This window comes from Corynebacterium minutissimum, from assembly GCF_016889765.1.
Taxonomy (GTDB): Bacteria; Actinomycetota; Actinomycetes; order Mycobacteriales; family Mycobacteriaceae; genus Corynebacterium; species Corynebacterium minutissimum_B.
This window is the reverse complement of sequence record NZ_CP069533.1, coordinates 2,345,533-2,369,678: the sequence shown is the minus strand read 5'-3', so window position 1 is coordinate 2,369,678 and position 24,146 is coordinate 2,345,533. Positions and strand designations below refer to the sequence as shown.

Here is a 24,146-nt window from a genome sequence, read left to right as displayed (position 1 = left end):
GTCTAACCCTCCTTGCCTTCGTAATCAGCTACGTTGCCTGCGGTGGAATCATCACCGGTGTTGTCTTCAGTTGCCTGTCCTTTAGTGGTGAATTCATCACCGACGTCGAGAACCTGGTTGCCGGATTCCACAGTCAGGTTGGCCCTTTCTTGGTACTCCCGCAATAGTTTGACACGTGCTTCTCCACGCGGGCGACGTCCCGGCTGAATATCGCAGGCACCCACCTTGGAGTTCTGAATGAACACGTTCGGTTCCAGGGTTAGGCCCAACAGATCATTGGCACCGTCACCAGCCACATCGGTGGTCTCCGATTCTCCGTAGTGATACGGCAGACCAATCTGGTGGAACTCCTCACCGTTAATGGTGAGCATCTCCATGCGGTCAGTCACCAGCACCTGGGCTTCAATGACGCCACGAGGCGAGACGATGGTTGCCCACTCGCCGTTGACCAGGCCACGTTTTGCTGCCAAGTCCTTATCCACTTCGCAGAACAAACCTGGCTGCAGCTCCGCCAAGAACGGCAGTCGGCGTGACATTGCACCCGAGGTGTACATCTCCGTCAGTCGGTACGTGGAGAACACAAACGGGAACACATCTGCGCCATGCTCTCCTGGCTCTGGGCGTGAGAGGTTGTCCTCACGTTTAATGGTCAGGCGAGTTGGCGATTGCTGCTGCTTGTACAGAGCGTTCGTGACCGGGGATTCCTGCGGCTCGTAGTGAGTCGGCAGCGGACCATCGGACAACCCCTTGGGAGCAAAGAGCCAACCCAAGCCGTCTGCCTGCATGATGAACGGATCATCACCGTCGAGGGCATCTGGGCCTACGGCATCCACGGGTGCAACATAGTCTGGACGCTTCGTGGCTGGGAAATCCGGTACGTCGTCACCGACCCACCTGCCTTGGGCTTCATCCCACCACACGTACTTCTTGCGCTCCGACCATGGGGTTCCATCCGGCTTCGCGGAGGCACGGTTGTACAGGATGCGGCGATTAGCCGGCCAGACCCAGCCCCAGTCGAGTGCAACTTCGTTCTGCTCGGAGCCCGGAACCTTCTTCGCGGCATGGTTGATGCCATCCTTGTACACGCCGGTGTAAATCCAGCATCCGCCAGACGTCGAGCCGTCGGCACGCATCTCTGTGAAGGCCGGCAGGAGCTGGCCCTTCTTCGGCCCATCGAGGTAGTAGCCGTTGATTTCACGCAGGATCTCATCCGAGCTCGGGTCGCCGTGCTCGTCCTCCGTGTAATCCCACGTCACAGCCTTAATCGGCAGATCGCGCGGATCAGTGGAATCCGCGAGGCGCTCCCTAATCTTCTTGCCCAAGTGGTAGAAGAACCACGCCTCACTGCGTGCTTGGCCTGGAGGCGGAGTCGCCTGGAAGCGCCACTGCACCATGCGCTGAGTCTGGGTGAAGGTACCGGACTTCTCCACGTGGGTGGCTGCCGGCATCAGGAAGACCTCAGTTCCAATGTCCTCGGTCTTAAGCTCGCCGTTCTTGATTTCCGGGGAGTCCTTCCAGAAGGATGCGGTCTCAATCTCCTGGAAGTCACGCACGACCAACCACTTCAACGAAGCGAGGCCGCGACGCTGCATACCACCGTTGGACTGTGCCACAGCAGGGTTCTGTCCAAAGACGATGTAGCCTTCCACCTCCTGGCGCAGCATGGCGAGAAGTGTCTCGTACGTCGAATGCGCACCAGACAAGCGTGGCATGAAGTTAAAGCCCCACTCGTTTTCCTCAGTGGCGGCGTCGCCCCAGTAGGACTTCATCAAGGACACGGCATAGTTTTCACCTATCTGCCAGAAGCCCTTCTGGTCGTCCTTGCGGAAGGAATCGAGGTACTCGCTCCAGTTCGCTTGGTCCACGTGCGGCATCGGAAGGTAGCCCGGCAACGAGTTGAACAGCGTGGGAATATCCGTCGATCCCTGAATCGAGGCGTGTCCACGCAGTGCCATGATGCCCGAACCCGGGCGGCCAATGTTGCCCATTAGCAGCTGCAAAATTGCCGCCGTGCGGATGAATTGAGCACCCAGGGTGTGTTGGGTAAATCCCAGTGCGTAGGCGAAACAGGTCGTACGTTCCGGGGTGGAATTCTCCGCGATGGAGTTAGCCAAGTAGTGGAAATCCTCCTGCGAAATACCGCAGGTTTCTTCCACCATCTCCGGGGTATAGCGCGAGTAGTGACGCTTCAGAATCTGGAAGACAGTGTTCGGGTCCTGAAGAGTCGGATCCTTCTCCACGTTCCATGAGGAGCCCTCAGGTTTCTGCACGTACTGCCACGAATCCGTGACATACTTGCCCGTCTCCGAGTCATAACCAGAGAACAGACCCTCTAGGTCTTCCGTGTCCTGGAAATCGGAGGAAATAATGGACGCCGCATTTGTGTAATTCACCACGTAATCGTGGAAATACAGGTCATTATCCAGCACGTACTTGATGATTGCACCAAGCAGTACCACGTCCGTGCCACCGCGAATACCAATGTGGCGGTTCGCAAAGGCAGAGGTACGTGTGTAGCGCGGATCCACGTGGATAATACGTGCACCACGCTTCTTGGCTTCAACGACCCACTGGAAACCCACGGGGTGGCATTCGGCCATGTTAGAACCCTCGATGACGATGCAGTCCGCATTCGCCATATCCTGCAGCGGTTGGGTTGCGCCGCCGCGGCCAAACGACGTTCCTAGACTAGGAACGGTAGCGGAGTGTCATATGCGCGCCTGGTTCTCGACCTGAATCGCGCCGGTTGCTGTAAACAGCTTCTTAATGAGGTAATTCTCCTCATTGTCCAGCGTCGCACCGCCCAATCCGGCAATGCCCATGGTGCGGTTGAGGGGACGCCCTTGCTTATCGACGTCTTCCCAATGCCTCTTTCGCGATTCCACAAAGCGATCCGCGATCATGTTCATCGCGGTTTCTTCATCGAGCTCTTGCCACTCGGTGGCATAGGGAGCACGGTACTTAATCGTGGTAACGCGCGACGAGGAGTTGATCAGCTGCTCAGAAGCAGAGCCCTTCGGGCACAAGCGGCCGCGGGAAATCGGGGAATCCGGGTCGCCCTCAATCTGGATGACGCGGTCATCCTTCACGTAGACGCGCTGGGAGCAGCCCACCGCGCAGTAGGGGCATACCGACTGCACCACGCGGTCTGCGTCGACAGTGCGGCCGCGAAGATCCTCGCTGTGTGCCGACTGGGTCGACAAGTCGCGACCGAAGGCATCCTTGTTGCGGATCTGGCGCACGACTGGCCAGTTCAGCGGACTAAATCGAGACATACCCTCAAACCTACTTACTTCCGCATCGATTTGCTAGACGGCCTCTACAAACACCAAAAGGGCCTGAAGCCCTTAAGCTTCAAGCCCTTTTCTTTATCCCGCTTTACTTGCGGACGTCGGTGATACCGTCGGTGTCGATCTGCTCCTTGCGCAGCTCCTCGGTGTGGGTCTCGGTGTCCTGGACGGTCTCCTTGGACAGGTTGACCTTCTCAACCGGAACGGTCTTCTTGTCAACGTTCACGCGCTCCTCGTGCAGGGTGACGGAAGCCTCTGCGGTGTCGTTGTCACCGATGTTGCCGTTGAAGTTAGCGGCGTCAGCCTCGGAGATCGGGGTGCGCTCGACGCGAACCTCTTCGCGCTCAACCGGAACCTCAACGGTCTCGGTGTCGGTCACAACGTACTTGCGCAGACGTGCCTCGCCGGTAGCTACGCGCTCCTTGTTAACGTCCAGGCGCTCCTCGGAACGGATGAGCTCGTTATCGTTGTCGGTCAGGTTGTGACCAGCGGTGGTGTCGGTGGCAGCAGCGCGGTCGGTGGCTGCGGTGCGCTCGGTGGTCACGGTCTCATCGTTGGCGTGAGCGCCTGCACCGGCAACGCCAGCACCTGCAACGCCTGCGCCAGCAGCGCCTGCACCGGTGGTGGTGCCAGTGCGCTCATCGCGGTAGGTGGTGACGTCCTGTGCGTTTTCCAGGTTGTAGTGCTTAAAGATATCGGCCTGAGCCTCCGGGGTCAGCGGCTTATCGGAGTCGAAGTCCGGAGCATCCTCAATGCGGTCCTTGGAGAAAGCCAGCTTGAGCTCATCACCGTTGAAGTCGTGGCCGCGGAGCGGAACCAGGCTGGAGTTCATGCCGAACAGGCCGTGGTTGACCTCAACGAAGGTCGGCTGACCGGTCTGCTCATCAACGAAGACCTCCTTGACGGAACCAAGCTTCTCGCCAGCCTTGTCGTATGCGGTTGCGTCGAAAAGATCCTTGATGTTCTTGCCCATTGTTCTTTAAACCTTTCTACAAATGGTCTATCTATCGGTGGCAAACGTGCCGAGCCGATCGCCACCCCCGTATCTAAGGTTGGAAGGGGTAGCGATTTGCTATTTCGTTTGCTCTGCTCTCCACGATACGGACAAATCAACAACTCGCCACCTCCGCGACGCAAATTAACCAGCTTCCACGCACTTATCGCAGGTCACACAACCTATAACGATTAGGTAACGTACTCATTTATGCACCATAGTGGCCCGTTTTATACACCCCCCCGGTCGAAAACGAAGCGACAGAGTATCGCTGCACCACATGACGGAAAGGCAACGTACACTTCCGCCTCCATTGCAACAATGTCCAATTTCCACGCGAACCTCTACCCCCTTCACAGGAAATATCAACAAATCATCGGTACCCCCACGCTCGCAGTATGGGGTTAAAGGTCTATTTCCACGCGTACACTTCTACCCCTCTAGGTACTCTGAACACCATGAGCACAAATAGACACTTTGAACTCAAGGTCCCCGGCGGCAAACTCATCGTCGTCGATATCGACGTGGACCCCGACAACACAATTAGCAATGCCACAGTCTCTGGAGACTTCTTCCTTGAGCCCGAAGAAGCCTACGACGCCCTCAGCCCAGCCCTCGTCGGCCTCACCACCGCCTCTAATACGGCCGACATTCAATCCCGCCTCGACGCCGCCCTGGAACGCGTCGACGAACCCGTCGCCCTGCACGGTTTTAACACCCGGCACCTCGCTACGACCATCAAGCGAGCGCTGTCCGGCGGCACCGATTTCACCGACCATTCGTGGGAAATTCTGCGTCCCGGCGTTCTCCCCACTCCAGTCAATGTCGCGCTCGACGAGGTCCTTCTCAACGAGGTAGCCGCAGGAAAGCGCGGCCCTACCTTGCGCTTCTGGGAATGGGAAGACAAGGCAGTCGTCTATGGTTAAAAAGTAACCACTAAACAACCAGGACAGAAGGTGTGAGGATATGGCCGATAAGCGCGCGGTGTTCTACTTGCGTATTTCTTTGGACTCGCGGGGTGATGGTCTCGCTATTGAGCGGCAGCGCGACGGGTGCCAGAAGAAGGCGGCAGCGCTAGGGCTTGACGTGGTGGGTGAATACGTCGACCAGTCGATAAGTGCCAGCGGTGATAAGGATAGACCAGGTTATAACGCTATGGAAAAAGCCTTTGAGGCGGGCGAATTTTCCACCATTGTCTGCTATGACATTGACCGGTTATCCAGGAGGCCGGGGCAACTTGAGCAGTGGCTAGAGCGCGCGGAGCGGGGCGGTCTCAACATTGTCACGGCAGATAATGAGGTTAACCTAAGCACGGACTACGGGCGGTTATTCGTACGTATCAAGGCTGCACTAGCGCGGCAAGAAGTAGAAACCATGTCGAGGCGGCGCAGCTATGCGCAAAAGCAACGCGCGCGCAAGGGTAATCCACCATCCGGAGTGAGGCCTTTTGGCTATGACAGCGAGCGGGTGATCATAGAAGAAGAGGCGGCATTGGTGCGCGCGATGTATGCAGCATTTCTTAAAGGTCATTCGCTCAGAGATATAGCGCGCGCGCTTGATGGTGATAGTGATGTGGACGGGTTGAAGAAGTGTCCTAGACCGTCACACACAATTACGCGCGAGCGCAACGAGGTAAGGGCGCGTGAGGGGCGAGCGGCGCTTAAGGTTCCAGAGCCTTACGGGTGGGGGCCGACAACGGTGCGGCGGATTCTGCGTAATCCTATCTATGCGGGGATGGTTACCTATAGGGCTACAGGCATGAGTGCGCGGCGTGATGGTGTTACCTATTCGACACGGGATAGCAAGACAACAGACGCGATTGTTCGCGATGATGATGGTTCCCCTATTCGCGGCAAGTGGGATCCAATTATTGCAGCGGATGATTGGTGGGCGGTGCAGGCGGTGCTAGATGATCCGCGAAGGCTCAGCAGCTATACCGGTTCCCGTGAGCGGCGGCGATTAGGGGCGGGGTTATTTCGGTGTTATGACTGCGATGTTCCGTTAAAGAATCATGGTCCTAGGTATCGGTGCGATAAGTGTGGCATGGTTCGGCAGCGCGGTTCCGTGGATGATTTTGTGCTTGATGTTATTAGTGCTTATTTGTCGCGCGAGGACGTTTTAAAGGGTCTAAGGAAGGCGGCGGCTAGTCTTAGTAGCGATGATGGTTCTAACGCGGCAGCGGGGCGCGTGGAGGCGCTGATGCGGCGATTAGAGACCTTCGCGGCAGACTACGCGGATGGGGTTATTACGGGGCGGGAATATGCGGCAGCGCGTGACAAAGTAGAGGCAGAGATTGCAGCCGAGACTAAGAAAGCGGCAGCTACCACAACAGGCCGCGTACTTGATGCCGTCATTCACCCGGGCGCGGATTTTAAGAAGGCGGATTTGTTGAGTAAAAGAGCGATCATAGACGCGGTGTGTGTGGTGCATTTAAGACGCGGTGAGAAGGGCAACAACCACTTCCAGCCAGACAGCGTGATCATCACATGGCGCTAGTGATAGGACAGCGTGGGAAGGCTATATGGGTATAGTGTAACGGAACGGTAACAACTGGTTGCTATGTTCGATAAAGGGAAAAGGATCCAAGTTTTGCAAAAGCCCAGGTAAAACTTGGACACTTTCCATAGTGGCAAGTAACGAGGTCAGAGGGGGTTTTTGAGAGACGATCCAAGTTCTGCCATTTTTTGTTTTTAAAAGTTGGATAGTAAAAATAGGGTGTGAGCTGGGCAAACACACTCACGATCCAAGTTTCCAAGTTTTGAACAAGAAGTTTTCACACGCGAGAGAGTCGCGAGCCGTCTCTAGAGGTAAATTCTTTTTTTTCTAGGGGGTCAAAAGTTGGATCGTTTTGCCATGCAAGCGAGCGACCTGCGGTTATAGCCTAAAAAAGGATCCAAGTTTTGAAATCCAAAAGTTGGATCGCCCATTTTGGTGTCTCAGTTGCTTCATCCGGCTAACAGTTTTGCAGATAATACTTTTGTAGGTGAACATTAACAAACGGTTAACGGCATTCACCTGTTGTTAACCTATGCAGAGTGGCGAACATCACACACTAAATAAGCATTATTTAGGTGACAAAAAGGTATTTCTAATGTATTATAGTATGCATGGACAAATATTTTATAAAGCAGGTTGCGGAGATCGCGGTCATGGTGCACGACCTGGAGTTGTCAGTTACCACGAACAGTGGGCGATTCTCTAGCCATATAAGCGGCCAGCAACCACTAGCACTATTAGGTACAAGTAAACGAACACTAGCGGCGATTGTTGACGATGTACGGCGATGGTCTACTGATCCACCTGATAAACCACACCGAGGACGAAGTATTGTAGACGCGCTTTGGCTTATCATCCATCACGAGACCACGGCTAAGGTTATAGACTTCTCTGATAGAATGGATCTTTACGCTCTCCACTTTCAACTGTCGCAATGGTGGAAGAGCCTAGTCCTAGACGAAGAGGACAATCTACAAGAGTCTGCCGCATATTATGCGGCACTAGCTGATCCGTGCGCGTTGGTCAGTTCTTATACCGGCTATCTAGCTTTAGCAGCTTATGGTGCTGTCATGTCGCGCAAGAGCATGGACAAGCTGGGGGCGCAGGGGGTTTTGACTGTTTGGGGGCGCAGCGAACACGGCGCAGCAATGTATAAAATTAATGAGGTATTAGAATATGCAACAACTACATGGGCACACAACTATCGGAAACGCTATCGCACCGACGAGCGAGCGGCCTAGCGTAATAGTTTACGGGCGTGAACATGGTTGCATGCAATGCAGAATCACGAAAAATTGGCTCAAGCGCAAGCGCGTTCCCTTTACTTTCGTTGATGTCGATGACGAGCCGGGCCTAGCTGATGATCTAGTCAAGCGTTACGGCGTTACTTCCCTTCCTGTATGTGTCGCCGGGGATGAAGTGTGGGGCGGGTTCTCAGAATCGAGGCTGACTAGCCTTCTAGAGTTGGAGCAGATGTCGGCATGAGTTTAAGCGACGGTCACAAGGACAAAAGATATTTCGCAGCGCGCGCTAAAGCGTTACGGGAGTGGGGTACTAATCCAACCTGCCACATTTGCCGGGGCGTAATCGATACAGACCTACCAGCACGCCATCCCCTATCGCTTACCGCTGATCATGTCGAGCCTTTAGCCTTTGGCGGTGCACCTGATGGTGAATTACGACCAGCACACTATCGGTGCAATTCATCTCGCGGGGGTCGAGATAGCAGCCGGGTAAGGGCGCAACGCTTGAGGAAGTACAGCTATCACGAAGACAACCCCGGGCTGAAGAAGTGATCGGGGTTGAGTGCCTAAGGCCTACTCTATAATGGAATCATCAACGCCACATTGTAAACTTTACAAGACGGTGAATAATATACAGACTTCTCGGAGTATGTATATAAAATAAATTTTTCAGGAGTTTCTCAGCTACCCCCGGGGTATACCCTCCCCGGCGCTCTGACCTGGCCCTTTGGTTTAGGCATCAGGAAAATTCCCGAGTTTTAGGGTGGACGGAACCGGCAGAGGTTCAGCTTTTTATAAGATTTCTCAAGCTTTCAAGCCTTCGGGGGCGCGCATAATATGCAGTGAGGTGTGTGAATGGGTGTTCGAGGTCCTATGCCTAAGCGGGCGGAGGATGTCAAAGGCCACCGCACTAAAGCCGAGCTTAAAGCGCGACGAAACACCACCCCGCAGCCGCATATTACGACGGATGCGCCTATTAAGCGCACCACAAAGCAGCCGCGAGCAGCTACAGGCTGGTCAGAATCGGCGAAACTGATGTGGAAGGCCTTAGGACAGTCACGACACACCGCACATTGGCCAGCTACAGACTGGGCAACCGCTAGGCAGCTTATGGCTGATGTGTCGCAGTTCCAGAGAGCCCTACCTAACGCGCAAGTACTAGCCACTATTGGCGCTGGTATTGATGATTTGCTCATGACAGAGGGCGCGCGACGCAGAGCAGGGGCGCAACTTCCCGCCTATAACGAGCCGCCAAAGCCGCCAAAGGGGTCACCGGATTGGGATCCAGACTGTCGAGCGCTATGGCGAGCCACCAGAGACACGCCGGACATTACACGGTATTACGAACCGACGGATTGGGCAGTCTTGCACTTCGTGCTCACCGAGACTACGCGGATGCACATTGCAGCGATGAAGGCGGGTAAGACTTCGGGCGCACTAATGCAGGCTATCCACTCTATCCGGTCTAACTTGATGCTCACGGAGGGTACCCGCAGACGCTTGGATCTGTCGCTAGAGGTGATTATCGCCAAAGCGCAAGGTGATACGCCTGGAGAGAAATTCGCGGAACAATGTCTAGCAATGCTAAAGCCACAAAAATAGACTGGCGCGAGCGGGACCAACTCACACTTGCGCCACGAGATCGCACCGACACACTAGAAGCCTGGGATGGGGTCACCCCTACCCTGGGCTTTCAGGTGATCGCGTGGATTTATGACAATTTAAAGCATGTTAACGGGCCACGAGCAGGAAAACCATTCCAATTAACGCCACGTCAAGCACTTTTTATTGTCAAATTCTACGAATTAGAGCCAGATGGCACTTTCAAGCACGTCAACGCTACCCGCAGACTTGCTAAAGGTTCAGGTAAGTCACCATTCGCAGCAGTGCACGCAGTAGCAGAACTTTTAGGACCTGTCAAATTCGATCATTTCGATCCCGAAGCACCGGGTGGAGCGGTCGGCATTCCAGAACCAGCACCGTGGGTACAAATTATCGCGGTATCTCTTGAGCAGACCAAAAACACGATGAAGATTGTTCGCCAACTGATGCCGAAAGACTCGCCATTAGCTGATAAATACGATCTCGACATACAAAAAACAAAGATCGAGATTGACGGTGCGCGTGGACTGTTAGAGCAGATTACGTCAAGTCCCGAATCTATGGAGGGTAACAGCCCAACTTTTGCAATTCTTGACGAGACGGAGCACTGGGTGGGCGAGCGTGGTGTAAAACTCTTTGAGGCTGTCAAGGATAACTTGGCTAAATTGGGCGGTCGCTTTGTTGAGACGTGCAACGCATGGGAGCCTAACCTAAATTCGATCGCAGAGCGCAATTTTGAGGACTGGTGCCTATTTCATGAGGGCAAGTCAAACGCGGAAAAACCTAATTTGTATGACGCAAAGATTGCACCACCTAACACGGTATTCGGAGCACCGGGCGAGGGGGAAATTTCACTTGATGACGCTTTAGCCTATGTCTACGCGGATGCTTCTTGGGTGAATATAGATACAGTTAAGGCCGCTATCCTCACCCCTACCGCGAGCGCAGCAACATCACGGCGCAAGTACCTTAACCAGCCTTCCACACGAAGCGGCGCTTGGGTATCACACGAGCAATGGGCGCGCCTTATTGACACCGAGCGCGAGCTAGTCGAGGGCGAAGATATTGTTATGTTCTTTGACGGGTCAAAGTCTGATGACACAACCGCTTTAGTCGCCTGTTGTATGTCTGATGGCTTTGTCTTCCCTATTGGCGTATGGGAGCCGCAGCCGATTGCTGACGGTAAAAAGATTATCGATTACCAGGATGTCAACCGCACCGTTCTAAACGTTAAGGATAAGTTCAACGTTATAGGTTTCTGGGCTGATATGACTCTTTGGCAGTCTTATGTGGCTGATGAATGGCCGAGACACTTTGAAGACACGATCCGCTATCCGGTCTCCCCTTCTGGTGGGTATTCCACGATGATTGCCTTCGATATGCGCGGCGGTAATTCTGGCAAGCAGATCCAGTTTGCCAAAGCCGTCGAGTATACTTATATGGAAATTGTGGAGGGGCGATTTTCTCATAACGGCGATCCAGTCCTAAGCCAGCATGTAACAAACGCGGTCGCTTACCCGCTCAAGAAATGGGTATCTATCGCTAAAGATTCGGGTAATTCGCCACGCAAAATCGACGCGGCAGTGTGCATGGTGGGCGCGAGGATGCTTTATCACCACGTGAAATCTGATCCTAACTATGACGGATCTCACACTGACTTTAGTAGCGATTATATGTTCTTATAGGGTAAACTGGAATGCTTGACTTACACGAATTCATCACACAAGCCGATTACGCGCCACACTACGACTCTTTAGAAGCCTATTATGAGGGCACGAAGCGACTAGACGCGCTAGGCGTAACATTACCGCCAAAAATGCGACTTCTAGAGATGGTGGCACCCTTCCCCCGCTTATCTGTTGATGTCTTAGCTGAGATTCTGGTTCCCGCTGGTTTCGCGATGGCTAGAGGGCACGATATCCCGGACAAGATCCGCGAATGGTGGGGTGCAAATAACCTAGAAGCCGAAGTACCGCGCGCTATCCGAGAGGCGCTAGTCCAGGGCGCAGCTTATTTCATTGTCGGACACGGTGAAGACGGGGTACCTAGAATTTCGGTGCATACCCGAAAAGGTATCTCAACCCGCTATGACCACATGGGGCGACTTGCGGAGGCTATTAAGCGCTACGACATTGGCGATGTGAGCTATGCAGCACACTATCTACCAGGCCGGGTTGATTATTACGTTCTTAACGGTGGCTGGAAGCTATATGACTCTATCGACACCGGTACAGACCGGCCAACGCTTATCCCGATGTACAACAAAGTGCGGATCGATGACCGAACAGGGCGCAGTGAGATTGTCGAGATCGCGACTATCACCGACGCGGCAAGCCGTTCTTTAACTAACTTGCAGGTAGCGCAAGAGACGTTATCGATGCCGCAGCGCTATATGGCCGGAAAAGATATCGGCAAGGCTATCGCAGCTAACGCAAGCGGAGTCGAGGGCGGCACTATTGAAAAAGAGGCCGCACTACTCAAGGCTTACTTTAGCGCGCTTTGGATCGGGCCAGAGGGTACCAACTTTGGACAATTGCCGGGTGCTGACTTATCACAAATCATCAACTCTTACAAGCTCTATGCGCAGATTGTGTCTTCTGTCACTGGTATACCACCAGCGATGTTGGGTATCTCCACGGATAACCCGTCAAGTGCCGAGGCGTTGCGTACGGCAAAAGACCGACTGGTTACCAGGGCTGAGGATAAACAGCGCTCTTTTGGTGGCGCAATTGTTGAAGCTATGCGGGTAGCGCTTGATATGTACGATGTCGCAGATTTTAAGGATTCTGCGGCGCTTGAGTTGAGATGGCGCGATCCAGCCGACGCGAACACCGCAAGCCAAAAAGCCGCGCTCATGCAGGCACACGCTCAAGGCATTATTTCAGCTGAGACCGCGCGCGAGGGTTTGGGCTTAACACCGGAACAGCTAGCACGCGAGCGTGAAGAAGACGCGAAAGAGTACCCACGGGTAGGAGCCATTAATGGCTAGTGATTACCAAGCTATCCAGTCTTATAGGTTGACTCTTGACTCCATTGTTAGAGCCTATACAGCGCTGATCGAGAAGCTGATCATAGCACTTTATGATCCAGAAAACAAGGAAGAATCGGCAAAACAGATCACCGATTTAGCCGTTGATATTACCCGCCAGCACCGCGCGAGGGCTTGGGAAGCGGGTATTGCGCTACTCAAGCACACCGCTAGAGATGCCGGGGTTTATGATCCGTTCATTCCTACCCAGCCGGGATATCCTGATAAGTCTGTCGAGACTGTCTTACGTAAGCACTTACGCGGTAACCGTCAAGAAGCAGCGCGCAAGGTTGCCGACATGCTAGCTATTCATGTCGAGGACGCAGGGCGCGCAGTTGCACGCGAAGCGGTAGAGCAAGAAGAGCTTATTGAGGATGATGATTGGGACGATGGCTTAGATTCGTTCGATGGGTGGGACGAGTGGGACGATAACGAGTACGCGGACGTTATCGAGCAGCAGAACAAGCCAGACGACACACAAGCGACTAAAAAGCAGATCATCAATGGCCGCGTATTGCGCCACAAAGACCTACACAACGGTAAACGCCCTTTTGGTTATGCGCGAGTGTTGACCGGGGCTGAGAATTGCGCTTTTTGTGTCATGTTAGCAAGCCGTGGCCCTGTTTATTCCAGCGCAAAAGCAGCAGGCGCGCGCACTGTATCCACCGCTTATGCAGAAGCCGGGGTTGTTGAATATATCAATTCCTATCACCCCAATTGCGATTGCATTGTTGTACCTGTTTACACGTCGAAGGACTGGCCGGGTAAAGAGCAGTTTGAGGCCGCTCAAGCTTTGTACAATGAAGTAACGGGGACGAAATGGACAGACAAGCACGGGGTTAGGCAAGCCTACATTTCATATAACCATGGCCCTAGTTATGGCAAGGGGAACCAGGTCATTTTAGAGCTAAACAAGCGCTTGAAAAAGATGCGTGAAGATGGTAAAGCACTTCCGGTTGTCGATATTAGGAGTTTAGAAAATGGCAGACTTAAGGCCGGGCGACGGTAACGCTGAGAAGCTACGGCGCTATTGGACCGTAGGCAAAGGTGGCGTGAAAATTGCATGGGGCACGCCCGGAGACTATAGACGATGCGTTCGACACTTGAATAAGTATATGCCGGGGCGAGCTGATGGGTATTGCGCTAAGTTACATCACCGCGCAACCGGTATGTGGCCAGGTGAGCACCAGGGCAAGAATCCAATGGGGCCGGGCTAGAAAAAATTAAGTGCCTAAGGTCACTTGTATAATTCTTGGTACATGTTTGCGTATAGATTACGCACCACAACATCTACCTGAGTGAGGTTACTTAATGTCCGACGAGGCACAAACAACTAAAGAGCAGACACCCAACGATGACCACGAGGCCGCGAACACGCCGCCATGGGGGGACGAGGAATTCAACGCCGAAAAGGCGTGGAATCTGATCCAGAATCTGCGCGAGGATAAGACCAAAGCGCAAGAGCGAGCACACGCACTAACACAAGAGCGAGACCAGGCTATCGCGGGGTTGACTGAGCGAGACTCAACTATTCAAGAGTTGCAGGGCACTCTAGCACTGGCTGAGGATAACGCGAAGCAGATCGAGGCTGACCACTTGGCACTGTCGGCGCTACGTCACAAAGAGAACCTTCTTTTGGATGCAGGCCTTGATCGAAAGTTTGCTGAAAATGTGGTTGGCGACACACCTGAAGAGTGGGAAAAGTCTGTTAACGCATTGTTTGAGCTTACGCAGTCTAAGCCGACACAACGACGCCCGGATCCAGCACAAGCAACGCAGCGCACAAAGAGCGATCCGATTGCCGACTTAAGCGCAGCGCTGTTTAGCGAATAAGGGAGCACCATGACCACACCGAATACTGATACTGAGATCGATGCCGACGGTACAACCGTAGGCCACGAAGCAGAACCACCACAACCAGGAGATGACAAAATGGCTAAAGAACTTAAAAATGTCTTGACCCTTGGGAAGAGCGGCATTTTGCCCACCAAGGCTTCCGCACTTATCTATAAAAAGGCTGCTGATGATTCTGTAATCCTCAAAGCAGCAGGCACTACCCCGATGGCAATGTCTGGTAACCAGTTCATTACCCCGGTTGGCGAGGTTGTCGCGGGTGTTGTTGGCGAGGGCGGCATGAAGCCGACGGCAAATGTCGGATCTACCGCTAAGTCTGTCAAGCCTATCAAGGTCGCCACTATTATCCCGTGGTCAAAGGAGCACCGAATTGCTGATGAGTACGGTGTTACCCAGCACTTTATCGACGAGGCCGCTAAGGCTATCCGTCGTGCTATTGACGTGGCTATCATCCACGGCAAGGACGGTTTGACCGGTAACACGATCCCGGGTGTTGAGTACTTAACTCAGAGCAAGAACAAGATCCAGTTAGGCACCGCGTCCGTAAAGGATGGCGGTCTTACCGCTGATATTCTTGATGGCTATGACAAGGTTGTCGAGAATGATTTTGACTTTGACGCGTTCATTGCAGCGCCGCAGGTTCGCACAAAGTTAGGCCGCGCCTTTGACGCTAATGGCCGACCACTGTACGACAATGTCAACTTGGCTGATTCTGGTGATAGCAGCATCCTCGGTTTGCCAACCTACTTTGGCCAGACTGTCGCAGGCCGCTATGGCGCTGTAGCAGATACCGGCGTTCGCATGATCGGTGGTAACTTCCAGGACAACTTGCGCTTTGGCTTTGTCGATGGTATTTCCTATTACCGCTCAGAGGATGCATCCATCACCGACTCAGACGGCAACCAAATTAGCCTTTTTGTGCACAACCTGGAGGCTATCCGCGTTGAGGCTATCTTTGGCTGGATTATCGGTGATGTCGACGGTTTCGCAGTCTACACCGACAAGCCAGCAGGCAGCGCAGCCTAAACAACTACTAACAAGGGGTGCGCCACATGGCACTAGCAACAACGGCGGATCTTGAGGTCTCATTATTGCGACCGTTGACAACAACGGAAAAGCAGTATGCGCCGCTGTTGCTAGACAGGGCGGAGCGACTTCTAGAGACGCGAGTCCCTAATCTCCAGCGCAATGTCTCCAATGTTGAGTCTTATAAACGACTAGTTGCCGATGTTGAAGCGGAGATGGTAGCGCGAGTCTTTCGCGCTGACGGTTCGATCTATACCCGCGAATCTGAGGGTGATTACTCCTATAGTATGAACCTCAAGGTAGCGTCTGGTTTGCTTGATGTCTTGGATGAAGAGTTGAGCAAGCTAGGGGCCGGGGGTGTGTATAACACGATCATGCCTGAGACTGATGGCTACGCACGTAACCGGGTGAAGAACTACTATCACGACAACGTGGGGTGGACGTGGGTAGACTTATAGATAAGGGGAACACTACCCTTTTTGTCACTAACCGCAAAGCCGTGGATACAGACCTAGGCCGCGAGGTTAAAGACATGCCGCCTATCATTGTGACGGGCGTTACAGTCCAGCCAGTCAGTGAAGACGAGACGGCAACCGCAGCAGGTGCAACAATTAAGGCAATTGCGCGAGGTACGTGGCCGGGGGATACTTCGTGCACTGTCTACATTCCTACAGGTCACTACCGGGGGCACTGGGATCAAGTAGGGCCGACACGCTATTACGACAACTCACCTAGAACCGCTCATTACAACGTATTCTTACGCTCACGGGGTGTGAAGGTTAGGCCGACATAATGCCTGATATCGAATTTATTAGCGATAAAGCACTTAACCGCACTGTCGCACGTATGGTTAGTGATACGCCTGAATATGAGGCAATAGTCGAGTCACAAAAGCAAAAGCTACAGTCAACTATCAATGCTCATTTCGCAGGTCATCCGTACTCTGAGGGTCAATTTGCGCGGGAGATTGAGACCTTAAAAGGTTTAGCAGACCACTACATCGTGAGCTACGATCCGGCGCACTACGCATTAGAACTAGGGTTCAAACACTACAAGTCTGGCAAGTATCATCCAGGCCACCACATCTGGCGAAAATTCACACAATAGGGGCACATGATGGACGTTAACCGCTTTGTCTTGCAGTTTATCCGAGATTGTGCCCCTAAACACGTCACTACCGAATTTAGGCGATGGCCTGATGATCCAGGCTCACTCCCGCTAGTTATTGTCGATGTTGGGTCACCGCAAGAGATCAACAACGGGCCGCGTGAGGTTGGGTTTATGGGTGATGTCGATCTCTCTATTTACGCGCGTGAATACTCAACCGCATATGATCTAGCTAACACATTAAGACATAATGCCCTTCGCCTATGGTATGCTGGCTACAGCAATAAGCACGGGGGGATATCTCATATTTCTAGGGGAATGGGGTATCCGTACGAGGTCGATTCTGACCTTGAAGACCACACAATTACACGGTTTGATTTTGCGATCCCCATAGTCGCATCTACCCACACCGCAAAGGAATATGAGGTTACCCTCGTTTAGTGGACACCCTATTTGTACGGATCTTGTGTCCGTAAGAGAGGATGTTCATTGTGAGTCAACAGCGCAAGAAGTACACGCCGGAGTACCGGCGTGAAGCCGCGAACCTGGTAATCGAGTCAGAGCGACCGATCGCTCATGTGGCTAAGGAAATCGGTGTTTCCGCCGGGCTTTTGGGCCGGTGGGTCAAACTCGAACGTGAACGCCGAGGATCCTCCGATGGGATGAGCGAGGCTGACCTCCGAGCTGAGAATGCTCGTCTGCGCCGGGAGCTGGCAGAAGCCAAGATGGATAACGAGTTTTTGTCAAAAGCGACAGCCTTCTTCGCCGCGAAGCAACGCGAGCAGAAAAGTTCGAACTAATGCAGCAGGAGAAGGCGAACTACAGCATCAAGCGCATGGCACGACTATTAAAAGTATCTCGGTCTGGATACTACAAATGGGCCCATGCGCAGCAGAAACGACTATCCGGCGAAGATGATCGGGCAGCATTTTACGATGATGTTGACCGAAAGATTCATCAGATTTGGAAAGACTCCGATGAGGTTTATGGTGCTCCGCGGATCACCGCAGAGCTTGCCGAGCGCTACCAGATCACCTTGAATCGCAAGACTGTGGCTAAACGGATGCGCATGATGGGCATTGAAGGGATTTCACCGCGTGCCTTTGTCCCGGTGACAACGATTCAAGCCAAGCGTAAGTCAACTCTTCCTGACCTGGTCAAGCGCATGTTTGATACTGGTCAGCTCAACCGAGTGTGGATGTCAGATATTACCTACCTGCGCACCGGTGAGGGCTGGTTGTACTTGTGCGCGGTCCGCGATGGTCATTCCCGCAGGGTACTGGGCTGGGCTATGGATAGCGTTCAAGACACACACCTGGTTGAACGGGCCCTGCGGATGGCGCATACGCTACGCGGTGATGTTCCTGATGGGCTGGTGTTTCACGCTGACCGCGGAACGCAATTTACCAGTGAGAAGCTCTGGGAGGTCTGCCGCAACCTGGGCATTGCCCAGTCTGTGGGGCGTACTGGTGTGTGCTTCGATAACGCGATGGCTGAGTCGTTCTGGTCGACGCTAAAGACTGAATTCTATGACCGGCAGCGCTGGGCGACCCGTGATGCTGCACGCAAGGCCGTTGCCTACTGGATTGAAGTCGTCTACAACCGCCGGCGCCGGCACTCTGCACTCGGGATGGTCAGCCCCGTCGACTTCGAAAACCACATTGGTCTAACCACCAGTAGAAAAGAAATAGCTGCCTAGCCACTAGGTAGCTCCACTACGTGTCCACGATTTGCGGGCAACCCCAAATAGCACATGGCTACCACATCATCCGCAAAGCTCAATATTGCAGGCTTAGGACACGTCTACTACGCCGAGGCCGACAAAAAGCCCTTCTCTCTCACCAGCTACCAGTTCAAAGGCGGCGCGGCGCAGTCGGAGGGCGAGTGGAAATGGATCGGCGATCACTCTTCCGAATCCATGCCGGAGTTCTCTACCGATGGCGGAGACACCACCACTAAGCGCTCTTGGGATCGTCTCTCTCTTCGCACTACCCGATCCGCTGAAAACGTCACCGGCACTTTGCACATTGTCAACCTTGAGGCCGAGACCTTCCAGTTAGCCTTCGGCGCTAGCAGCGGCACCGGCAGTGTAAAGATCGGCGCTAACGCGCAGGCTACCAATAAGGCGTTTTTCATCGTTGTCGAGGATGAAGAGAATGTAGCGGGTCTTTACCTTCCTAACGTATCTCTTAAGGGTTCCTTCCCTAACTTCTCTCTTGAGGAGTTCACCGAGATTCCGATCAACTTGGCTATTAACGGTTCCGCTACTCAAAGCGCGGGTTCTGGTGGCCAGCTTCTTTGGGAATGGTTCCCGCCAGTAGCTAAGTAACCACTACCCCGCCAATAACACCGACCCCCTAGCACAAAGGTAATCATATGTCAAATAACACCGAGACCACCACACCAGAAGTACTCAACTTTGCCGATATCGAGGGTTCTAACCTTTTGCGACCTTTCGCGACTGTCTACGCAGCAGACCAGGCGCGACTCATTGGCCGCTTAACCACTCTCGGTTTTGATATCGATGGTGACGAGGATACAGACCTCCAGTCATTAGATATGGAGTCTGTCGCGGACTTTATCGATTATGTGACCGATAACTTTGCCGTCAACGCTGATAAGTTCCGCGAATTTACAGCCGGTTACGGTGGCCTCAATAAGGCTTTGAGCCTCACTTTGTCCTATGCGGCAGAGCTGGGAAAAGAGCAAAGCTAAAAGAATACATTGCAGCACATCCTAACGTGTGGTCGGATCTGTTCGCACTGTATCACGTGGACGCTGATAAGTGGCTAGCCGATAACAAGAGCGCGGACCGGTTAGCTCAACTTATCACGAGGTTACAACATGAACCAATGTCACTACACCGCGCAGACACATTAGGTAACGCTAAGTTTATCGGGTGGGGGTCAACGCAATCACTCTTAGCGCACATTACCGATGGTGTCTTTTTCACGGCACAAGCAGCCGCACAAAATAAAGCACGATTCACACCAATCATTGAACCACCAGAGCCACACATTCACACACAAGTGGGTAGCGCAAAGGCAAAGAGGGTTGCGGAAATGGACTGGGGTACTTCCCTAACACTTCTCGGGGGTTAACATGTCAGCGCGCAAGACAGTAGGCCAGCTCGGTATCAAGGTCACGCCAGACCTAACCGGGTTTAAGCAGGAATTGCGCGCTAAGCTCAAGGCCGTTCAAGAGGCCACGACGCTTAATATCAAGGTTGAAGCGAAGCTTACTAAGCAGTCATTAGCACAAACGCGAGCACAACTCAAGCGACTAGACGGTGATATTGATCTCAGGGTCAATACTAAAGGTTTAGGCCGGGCTATAGCGAAGCAGCGCGCAGCCGCAAAAGCATTAGAGCGGGACACGCGACGCGCGCTTTCTGTTGGTAGACGTACTAATGGCCTTCTTGATCTGTCGAAGACGCGCGCAGCCCTTCGGGTGGTCGCTAAGCCTATCAAGGCTCATATCCGCCCCGTCATTCGCGGCGCAGCTAAAGCGCGCGCGCAGATTCGAGCTATCAGCCGACCAGTCACGGCGCGCGTTACGGCGGTATTACGCGGCGCAGGTCAGACTCTTGCGGTACTCAACGCGATCCGCAAGCCTATCACGAAGACAATTCACACAAAGCTAGGCGCTGGTGCTGTTGCAACGCGAGCAGCTATTACGAAATTAGGCGGCACCGTAGTAGCTAAAGTGGCACCGCTTATGGGCAAGTCTTTCGGGTTTGTCTGGGCGCAGCTCAAGACTTTAGGCAAGACTATTGTAGCCAAAGTCAAGCCGGTTATTTCAAAGCCTTATCTGGTCGCTACCCGTGCATCATTACGCCTTCTTGAGATGTCATTAGGGCGCACAAAGCGCGCTGTTTACGGGGTGGCAGGCGCTTTTAAAGCTATGTCAATAGCAGCCGCTAAAGCTACCCTTATCAGTGGCGCTATTGTTGGTGGCGCTACCTTCCTCACTCCCCTGTTATCCGCTCCAGTTCTTGCGTCGATGGCGAGCCTTTCCAGCATGGCTCTCACCTTAGGTAAGGGTCTGGTTACCGCAAGCGGAGCAGCCTTATTATTACCAGGCGCACTAGCAGGCGCGGGACTAGCCCTAGTCGGGTTTAAAGCCGCGTTTAAGACTATTGGCGAGCAGCTAGACGAAGAATTACACAACTTCAAATATATGTTCGAGTCTATCGGCGAGTCTGCTTTCGAAGTCGCCGGAGACTCTATCAAGGCAATGATCCACACGATCATGCCTATTTTGTCGGCTGGTATGAATGCGATCGGTCACGCTACCGGCATTATTCTCAAGGCCGTATCTCAGACGCTGATGAAGCCAGAGACCCTTCTCCATCTCAAGGTGATCTTCGCTAATGTCGCATGGTCAATGAAGCTTATGGCTCCAGTCTTGGCGCAGTTGACACAAGCTTTCATTAAGCTAGTAGCAGCCAGTTCGCAGATGTTGCCGTTCTTGACCGTATGGCTTGGGCGGGTTGTTGACTATATCGATCGATGGTTAACCGACGCTATCGCTACGGGTAAGTTTATCGACCTTATCGACCAGGGCATAGCCGCGCTTAAAGATATGGCTACCCTTCTCAAGGCTGTTTGGGATATCACGATCGGCCTTCTTAAAGGTATGGCGGGTGGACGCGTTACCACATTTAGCCAGATGGCGCAAGATGTCAAGCAGTTTGCCAGCGTTATCAATTCAGCTCACGTTCAGGGCAAGATGGCGGAATTGTTCAACGGCGCGCGCGACGCCATGGCGGTAGCCGCTCCAGCATGGCGCAACCTGTTCGGAGTGATGATCGACGGTATCCCGCGCTTTGTTACCTCAATGAAGCAAGCAGGGCAAGTACTGGGCAACCTCATTAACCTGTTGGCGGGGATTCTCTCTAGTGGTGATTTCGCACGCGGCGCTAATAATATGTTTGCAGCCCTCATTAGCGGCACAAGCAACCTAGCAGGCGCAGCACCTAGAATTGGTAGCATTTTTGGCGAATTGCTCACAATGATTGGTAATGTTGTCAAAAATGTGCTAGACACAATCGCTACCGTCACTACCAATATGGGTCCAGCGCTCACGCGCATTATCTCAGGTGTTGGCGAGGCCGTTTCAATCTTTGCAACGTTCATCCAGCAGCTATCCGCAAGCCCTCAATTTAATACCGGCATTGTCTCAGTTGTTAACAGTATTGTCAGCGCGCTCAAGGTGATGGCGAGCCTAGCCCCCTCAATTGGGCGCTTATTCGGCACTCTCGCGGGTCAATTCGGGCCAGCGCTGAATAGTGTGGCTAACGCCATTTCAACGCTTATACGCAATAACGAGCCGTTGATTACGACGCTTATTAACTACCTAGGCGGCGCAGTGGTCATGGTCGCCAACTTTGTTGCGGAGTTATCAACCAAGCCAGGATTCTCTAAAGGCATTACCTCAATTGTCTACGGTTTAACCGACGGACTCAAGGCTCTCACGTCAATAGCCGGGCCAGTCGCTCAAATTATCGAGTCTTTGGGCGGCGCTTTTGGTGGACTGTTTAGCCACGCGGGCGAGGGTCTGGCAAAGATCATCGAAAACGCGGCACCTTTTATCGGTGATTTCGCGAACGTCATAGCCGAAGGTCTCAAGCTGATCATCGATATGCTAGTTGAGTTCAGCTCTAACACCGCGCTTAAAGATGGTATCCTTACACTATTTGAGGGAATAACGCAACTTCTCCGAGATCTCCAGCCGATAATCCCGGTCGTTGCGGAATTCTTCGGAATGATCGCGAAGCAGTTGGGTGAGCTGTTTAGTGGTATAGGTGCAGACGGTGCAGGCCAGCGTATCGGTGAGACGATCGCTAAGTTGGTTCAGGAAGTATTGCCGGTCTTAACCGAGCAGATCCCGCCACTGGTTCCGCTGGTTATTGACCTCATCACTAAGGCAGTAGAAGCCTTTAGCGATGAGGAATTTATCGGAAACATTACGAAGATTTTCGAAAGCGTTTCCGAGTCACTACCCCGGATTATTGAGATGTTACCTCAGCTTATCGCTGATGTTGGCGCTGTTATCGGGCTTGTTGGCACTTTGGCTCCAGCCTTTGTCGAAGGCGCAATGGGGGCGCTAATGGCGATTGTAGACTGGGGGCGCAAGGTATCCGAGAACATCAAGAACTTGGTCGATGGTATCAAGGGGATGTTTATCGGTTTTTGGAACGCTATTCGCGAGCTATTCAAAGGCAATTTCCGCAAGGCCGGGGACTGGTTTATCTACGGTATGAAGGGTCTACTCAAAACACTGTTAGGCCTCATAGATACATTCCTAAACTCAATCTTCTCAATTGGCGACGCTATCGGGCGCGACCTTTGGCCGAAGCTAGATAAGCTCATGAAGCACTTTGGGTGGGAAGACAATATTTTCACCAATCACAAGAGCTTTATTCCGAAGGTCAACCTAGCAAGCACAATTGACCTATCACACCGGCCAGACGCTTTAACGCTTAAAGAATTCAACGCAGGCAAGCGCGAGGGCGATAGAGATCGAGGCGATAGGCCATATAACCAGATCAACATCTATAACCCAGTATCGGAAAAGGATGTTGACTCTATCCGACGTAACGCAGCACTTATTGGTATGGGGGCTTAAGACATGGACTGGAATTTAGCTAGAATTGAACGCTCAGAGTTCTCAGTTGACGGTAACAAGCTCAACACTGACCCAGAGAAAATAGCTAATACAGGCGGGCATTGGGTGACCGACGCGCAAAAGTTGCACGGGCCTAACAACCTCAATATCCAGACGGTGAAGCTAGGCGGACGCTTTGGAGAGCAAGTGATCCCCGGCACACACACCGCAGGCCCAGCCGCTTTTTCACTTACCATGTCTTATTGTGCCCAGTCTTACAACGCACTCATGGGTTACAAGACAAAAGTGGAATCGATACTTGCACCAGCTGGTAGACCAGTAACGATCCGCGAGACCGACACAAATTATTATGACGATGAAGAGGACTTGCTATCGCTGTTCCAATTTGATATTAGCGCGGATGCATACTTAACCGGTAGCAGTATCGGCACCATGTGGGACGATGCGCAATTGCACGGTATGGACGTGGAATACACATTCACGATCCCAGCGGGCGTATGGCGCAGCACCGAGCCAGACAGCATCCAGTTACTACCCAACAATAAATACGAAGCACGACCACTCATACCGGGTAGTGCGCCTAGATATGACAACATCATCAAGGTCAATCTATTACCTGGCGGGCACTGTAGGATAGTCAATCATAACCATAATGATGTGTTTATCCAAATCAACAACCCGACCACCGCAGTGCTCTCTGTTGAAATGGATACGCGAACCGGCATCGCTATGTCAGGCGGTCGAGTAGTGCAGAACTACGTAACGATCGGATCGCGCCCCTTCTTTATTGACCCCAACGTCAACATTGGAGCCTATGGTGCAGCATTCCCGGTTGTCCTTTTAGACACTTACAGGGCTTGGTATTAAGGAATTAT

General features: G+C 52.9%; 18 protein-coding genes. 16 read left to right on the top strand and 2 right to left on the bottom strand.

The annotated features are described in order from the left end of the window. Positions 1-2 precede the first annotated feature (2 nt). Both fdnG and I6J26_RS11125 read right to left on the bottom strand, forming a co-directional pair. A complete protein-coding gene (fdnG, locus tag I6J26_RS11135) occupies positions 3-3,275 on the bottom strand; it encodes a formate dehydrogenase-N subunit alpha (RefSeq protein WP_239121790.1) in 3,273 nt (1,090 codons plus the stop codon). Positions 3,276-3,378: 103 nt separating this feature from the next. Beyond that, positions 3,379-4,263, bottom strand: a complete 885-nt coding sequence (locus I6J26_RS11125; RefSeq protein ID WP_115021642.1) for a PRC and DUF2382 domain-containing protein — start codon at positions 4,261-4,263, stop codon at positions 3,379-3,381. 479 nt (positions 4,264-4,742) lie between these two features. Here I6J26_RS11125 and I6J26_RS11120 point away from each other — a divergent pair, with 479 nt between their 5' ends. The 16 genes from I6J26_RS11120 to I6J26_RS11045 all read left to right on the top strand — a co-directional run bounded on the left by I6J26_RS11120 (position 4,743) and on the right by I6J26_RS11045 (position 24,138). After that, positions 4,743-5,210 (top strand): hypothetical protein, encoded by a 468-nt coding sequence (locus tag I6J26_RS11120; RefSeq protein ID WP_239121789.1) that lies wholly within the window; start codon positions 4,743-4,745, stop codon positions 5,208-5,210. Between the two features lie 40 nt (positions 5,211-5,250). Continuing rightward, a complete protein-coding gene (locus I6J26_RS11115; protein ID WP_115021641.1) occupies positions 5,251-6,780 on the top strand; it encodes a recombinase family protein in 1,530 nt (509 codons plus the stop codon). Positions 6,781-7,391: 611 nt separating this feature from the next. Continuing rightward, complete coding sequence (locus I6J26_RS11110) at positions 7,392-8,021, top strand: hypothetical protein (RefSeq protein ID WP_147279324.1); 630 nt, start codon at positions 7,392-7,394, stop codon at positions 8,019-8,021. After that, positions 7,957-8,265, top strand: coding sequence for a glutaredoxin family protein (locus I6J26_RS13010; RefSeq protein ID WP_115021640.1), 309 nt, complete (start codon positions 7,957-7,959; stop codon positions 8,263-8,265). Before I6J26_RS11110 ends, I6J26_RS13010 begins: the two co-directional genes overlap by 65 nt. A gap of 1,330 nt (positions 8,266-9,595) precedes the next feature. Further along, positions 9,596-11,311 (top strand): terminase, encoded by a 1,716-nt coding sequence (locus I6J26_RS11100; protein ID WP_147279323.1) that lies wholly within the window; start codon positions 9,596-9,598, stop codon positions 11,309-11,311. Between the two features lie 11 nt (positions 11,312-11,322). Beyond that, positions 11,323-12,615 carry a phage portal protein gene (locus tag I6J26_RS11095; RefSeq protein ID WP_115021637.1) on the top strand — a complete coding sequence of 431 codons (1,293 nt, stop codon included), beginning with the start codon at positions 11,323-11,325 and terminating at the stop codon, positions 12,613-12,615. Continuing rightward, positions 12,608-13,663, top strand: a complete 1,056-nt coding sequence (locus I6J26_RS11090; RefSeq protein ID WP_115021636.1) for a hypothetical protein — start codon at positions 12,608-12,610, stop codon at positions 13,661-13,663. The genes I6J26_RS11095 and I6J26_RS11090 overlap by 8 nt, the downstream gene beginning before the upstream one ends. A 302-nt stretch (positions 13,664-13,965) precedes the next feature. Beyond that, complete coding sequence (locus I6J26_RS11085; protein ID WP_115021634.1) at positions 13,966-14,487, top strand: hypothetical protein; 522 nt, start codon at positions 13,966-13,968, stop codon at positions 14,485-14,487. Between the two features lie 9 nt (positions 14,488-14,496). Next, positions 14,497-15,534, top strand: a complete 1,038-nt coding sequence (locus I6J26_RS11080) for a phage major capsid protein (protein WP_115021633.1) — start codon at positions 14,497-14,499, stop codon at positions 15,532-15,534. Between the two features lie 26 nt (positions 15,535-15,560). Then, positions 15,561-15,992, top strand: a complete 432-nt coding sequence (locus I6J26_RS11075; protein ID WP_115021632.1) for a Gp19/Gp15/Gp42 family protein — start codon at positions 15,561-15,563, stop codon at positions 15,990-15,992. 334 nt (positions 15,993-16,326) lie between these two features. Then, positions 16,327-16,641, top strand: a complete 315-nt coding sequence (locus I6J26_RS11070) for a DUF5403 family protein (RefSeq protein ID WP_115021631.1) — start codon at positions 16,327-16,329, stop codon at positions 16,639-16,641. Between the two features lie 482 nt (positions 16,642-17,123). Further along, positions 17,124-18,340, top strand: a protein-coding gene (locus tag I6J26_RS11065; protein WP_115021451.1) for an IS3 family transposase whose coding sequence is annotated in 2 segments (ribosomal slippage) — positions 17,124-17,385 and positions 17,385-18,340 — 1,218 coding nt in all. Because the reading frame shifts where the segments join, the coding sequence is not laid out codon by codon here. 54 nt (positions 18,341-18,394) lie between these two features. Next, positions 18,395-18,970, top strand: a complete 576-nt coding sequence (locus I6J26_RS11060; RefSeq protein WP_115021629.1) for a hypothetical protein — start codon at positions 18,395-18,397, stop codon at positions 18,968-18,970. A gap of 47 nt (positions 18,971-19,017) precedes the next feature. Continuing rightward, the gene (locus I6J26_RS11055; RefSeq protein ID WP_115021628.1) at positions 19,018-19,356 is read left to right on the top strand and encodes a hypothetical protein; all 339 of its coding nucleotides are present in this window, start codon (positions 19,018-19,020) and stop codon (positions 19,354-19,356) included. 387 nt (positions 19,357-19,743) lie between these two features. Next, entirely contained in the window at positions 19,744-23,271 is a 3,528-nt protein-coding gene (locus I6J26_RS11050; protein ID WP_115021626.1) for a phage tail protein, read from the top strand. Between the two features lie 3 nt (positions 23,272-23,274). Then, a complete protein-coding gene (locus I6J26_RS11045; protein ID WP_115021625.1) occupies positions 23,275-24,138 on the top strand; it encodes a hypothetical protein in 864 nt (287 codons plus the stop codon). Positions 24,139-24,146: the final 8 nt, after the last annotated feature.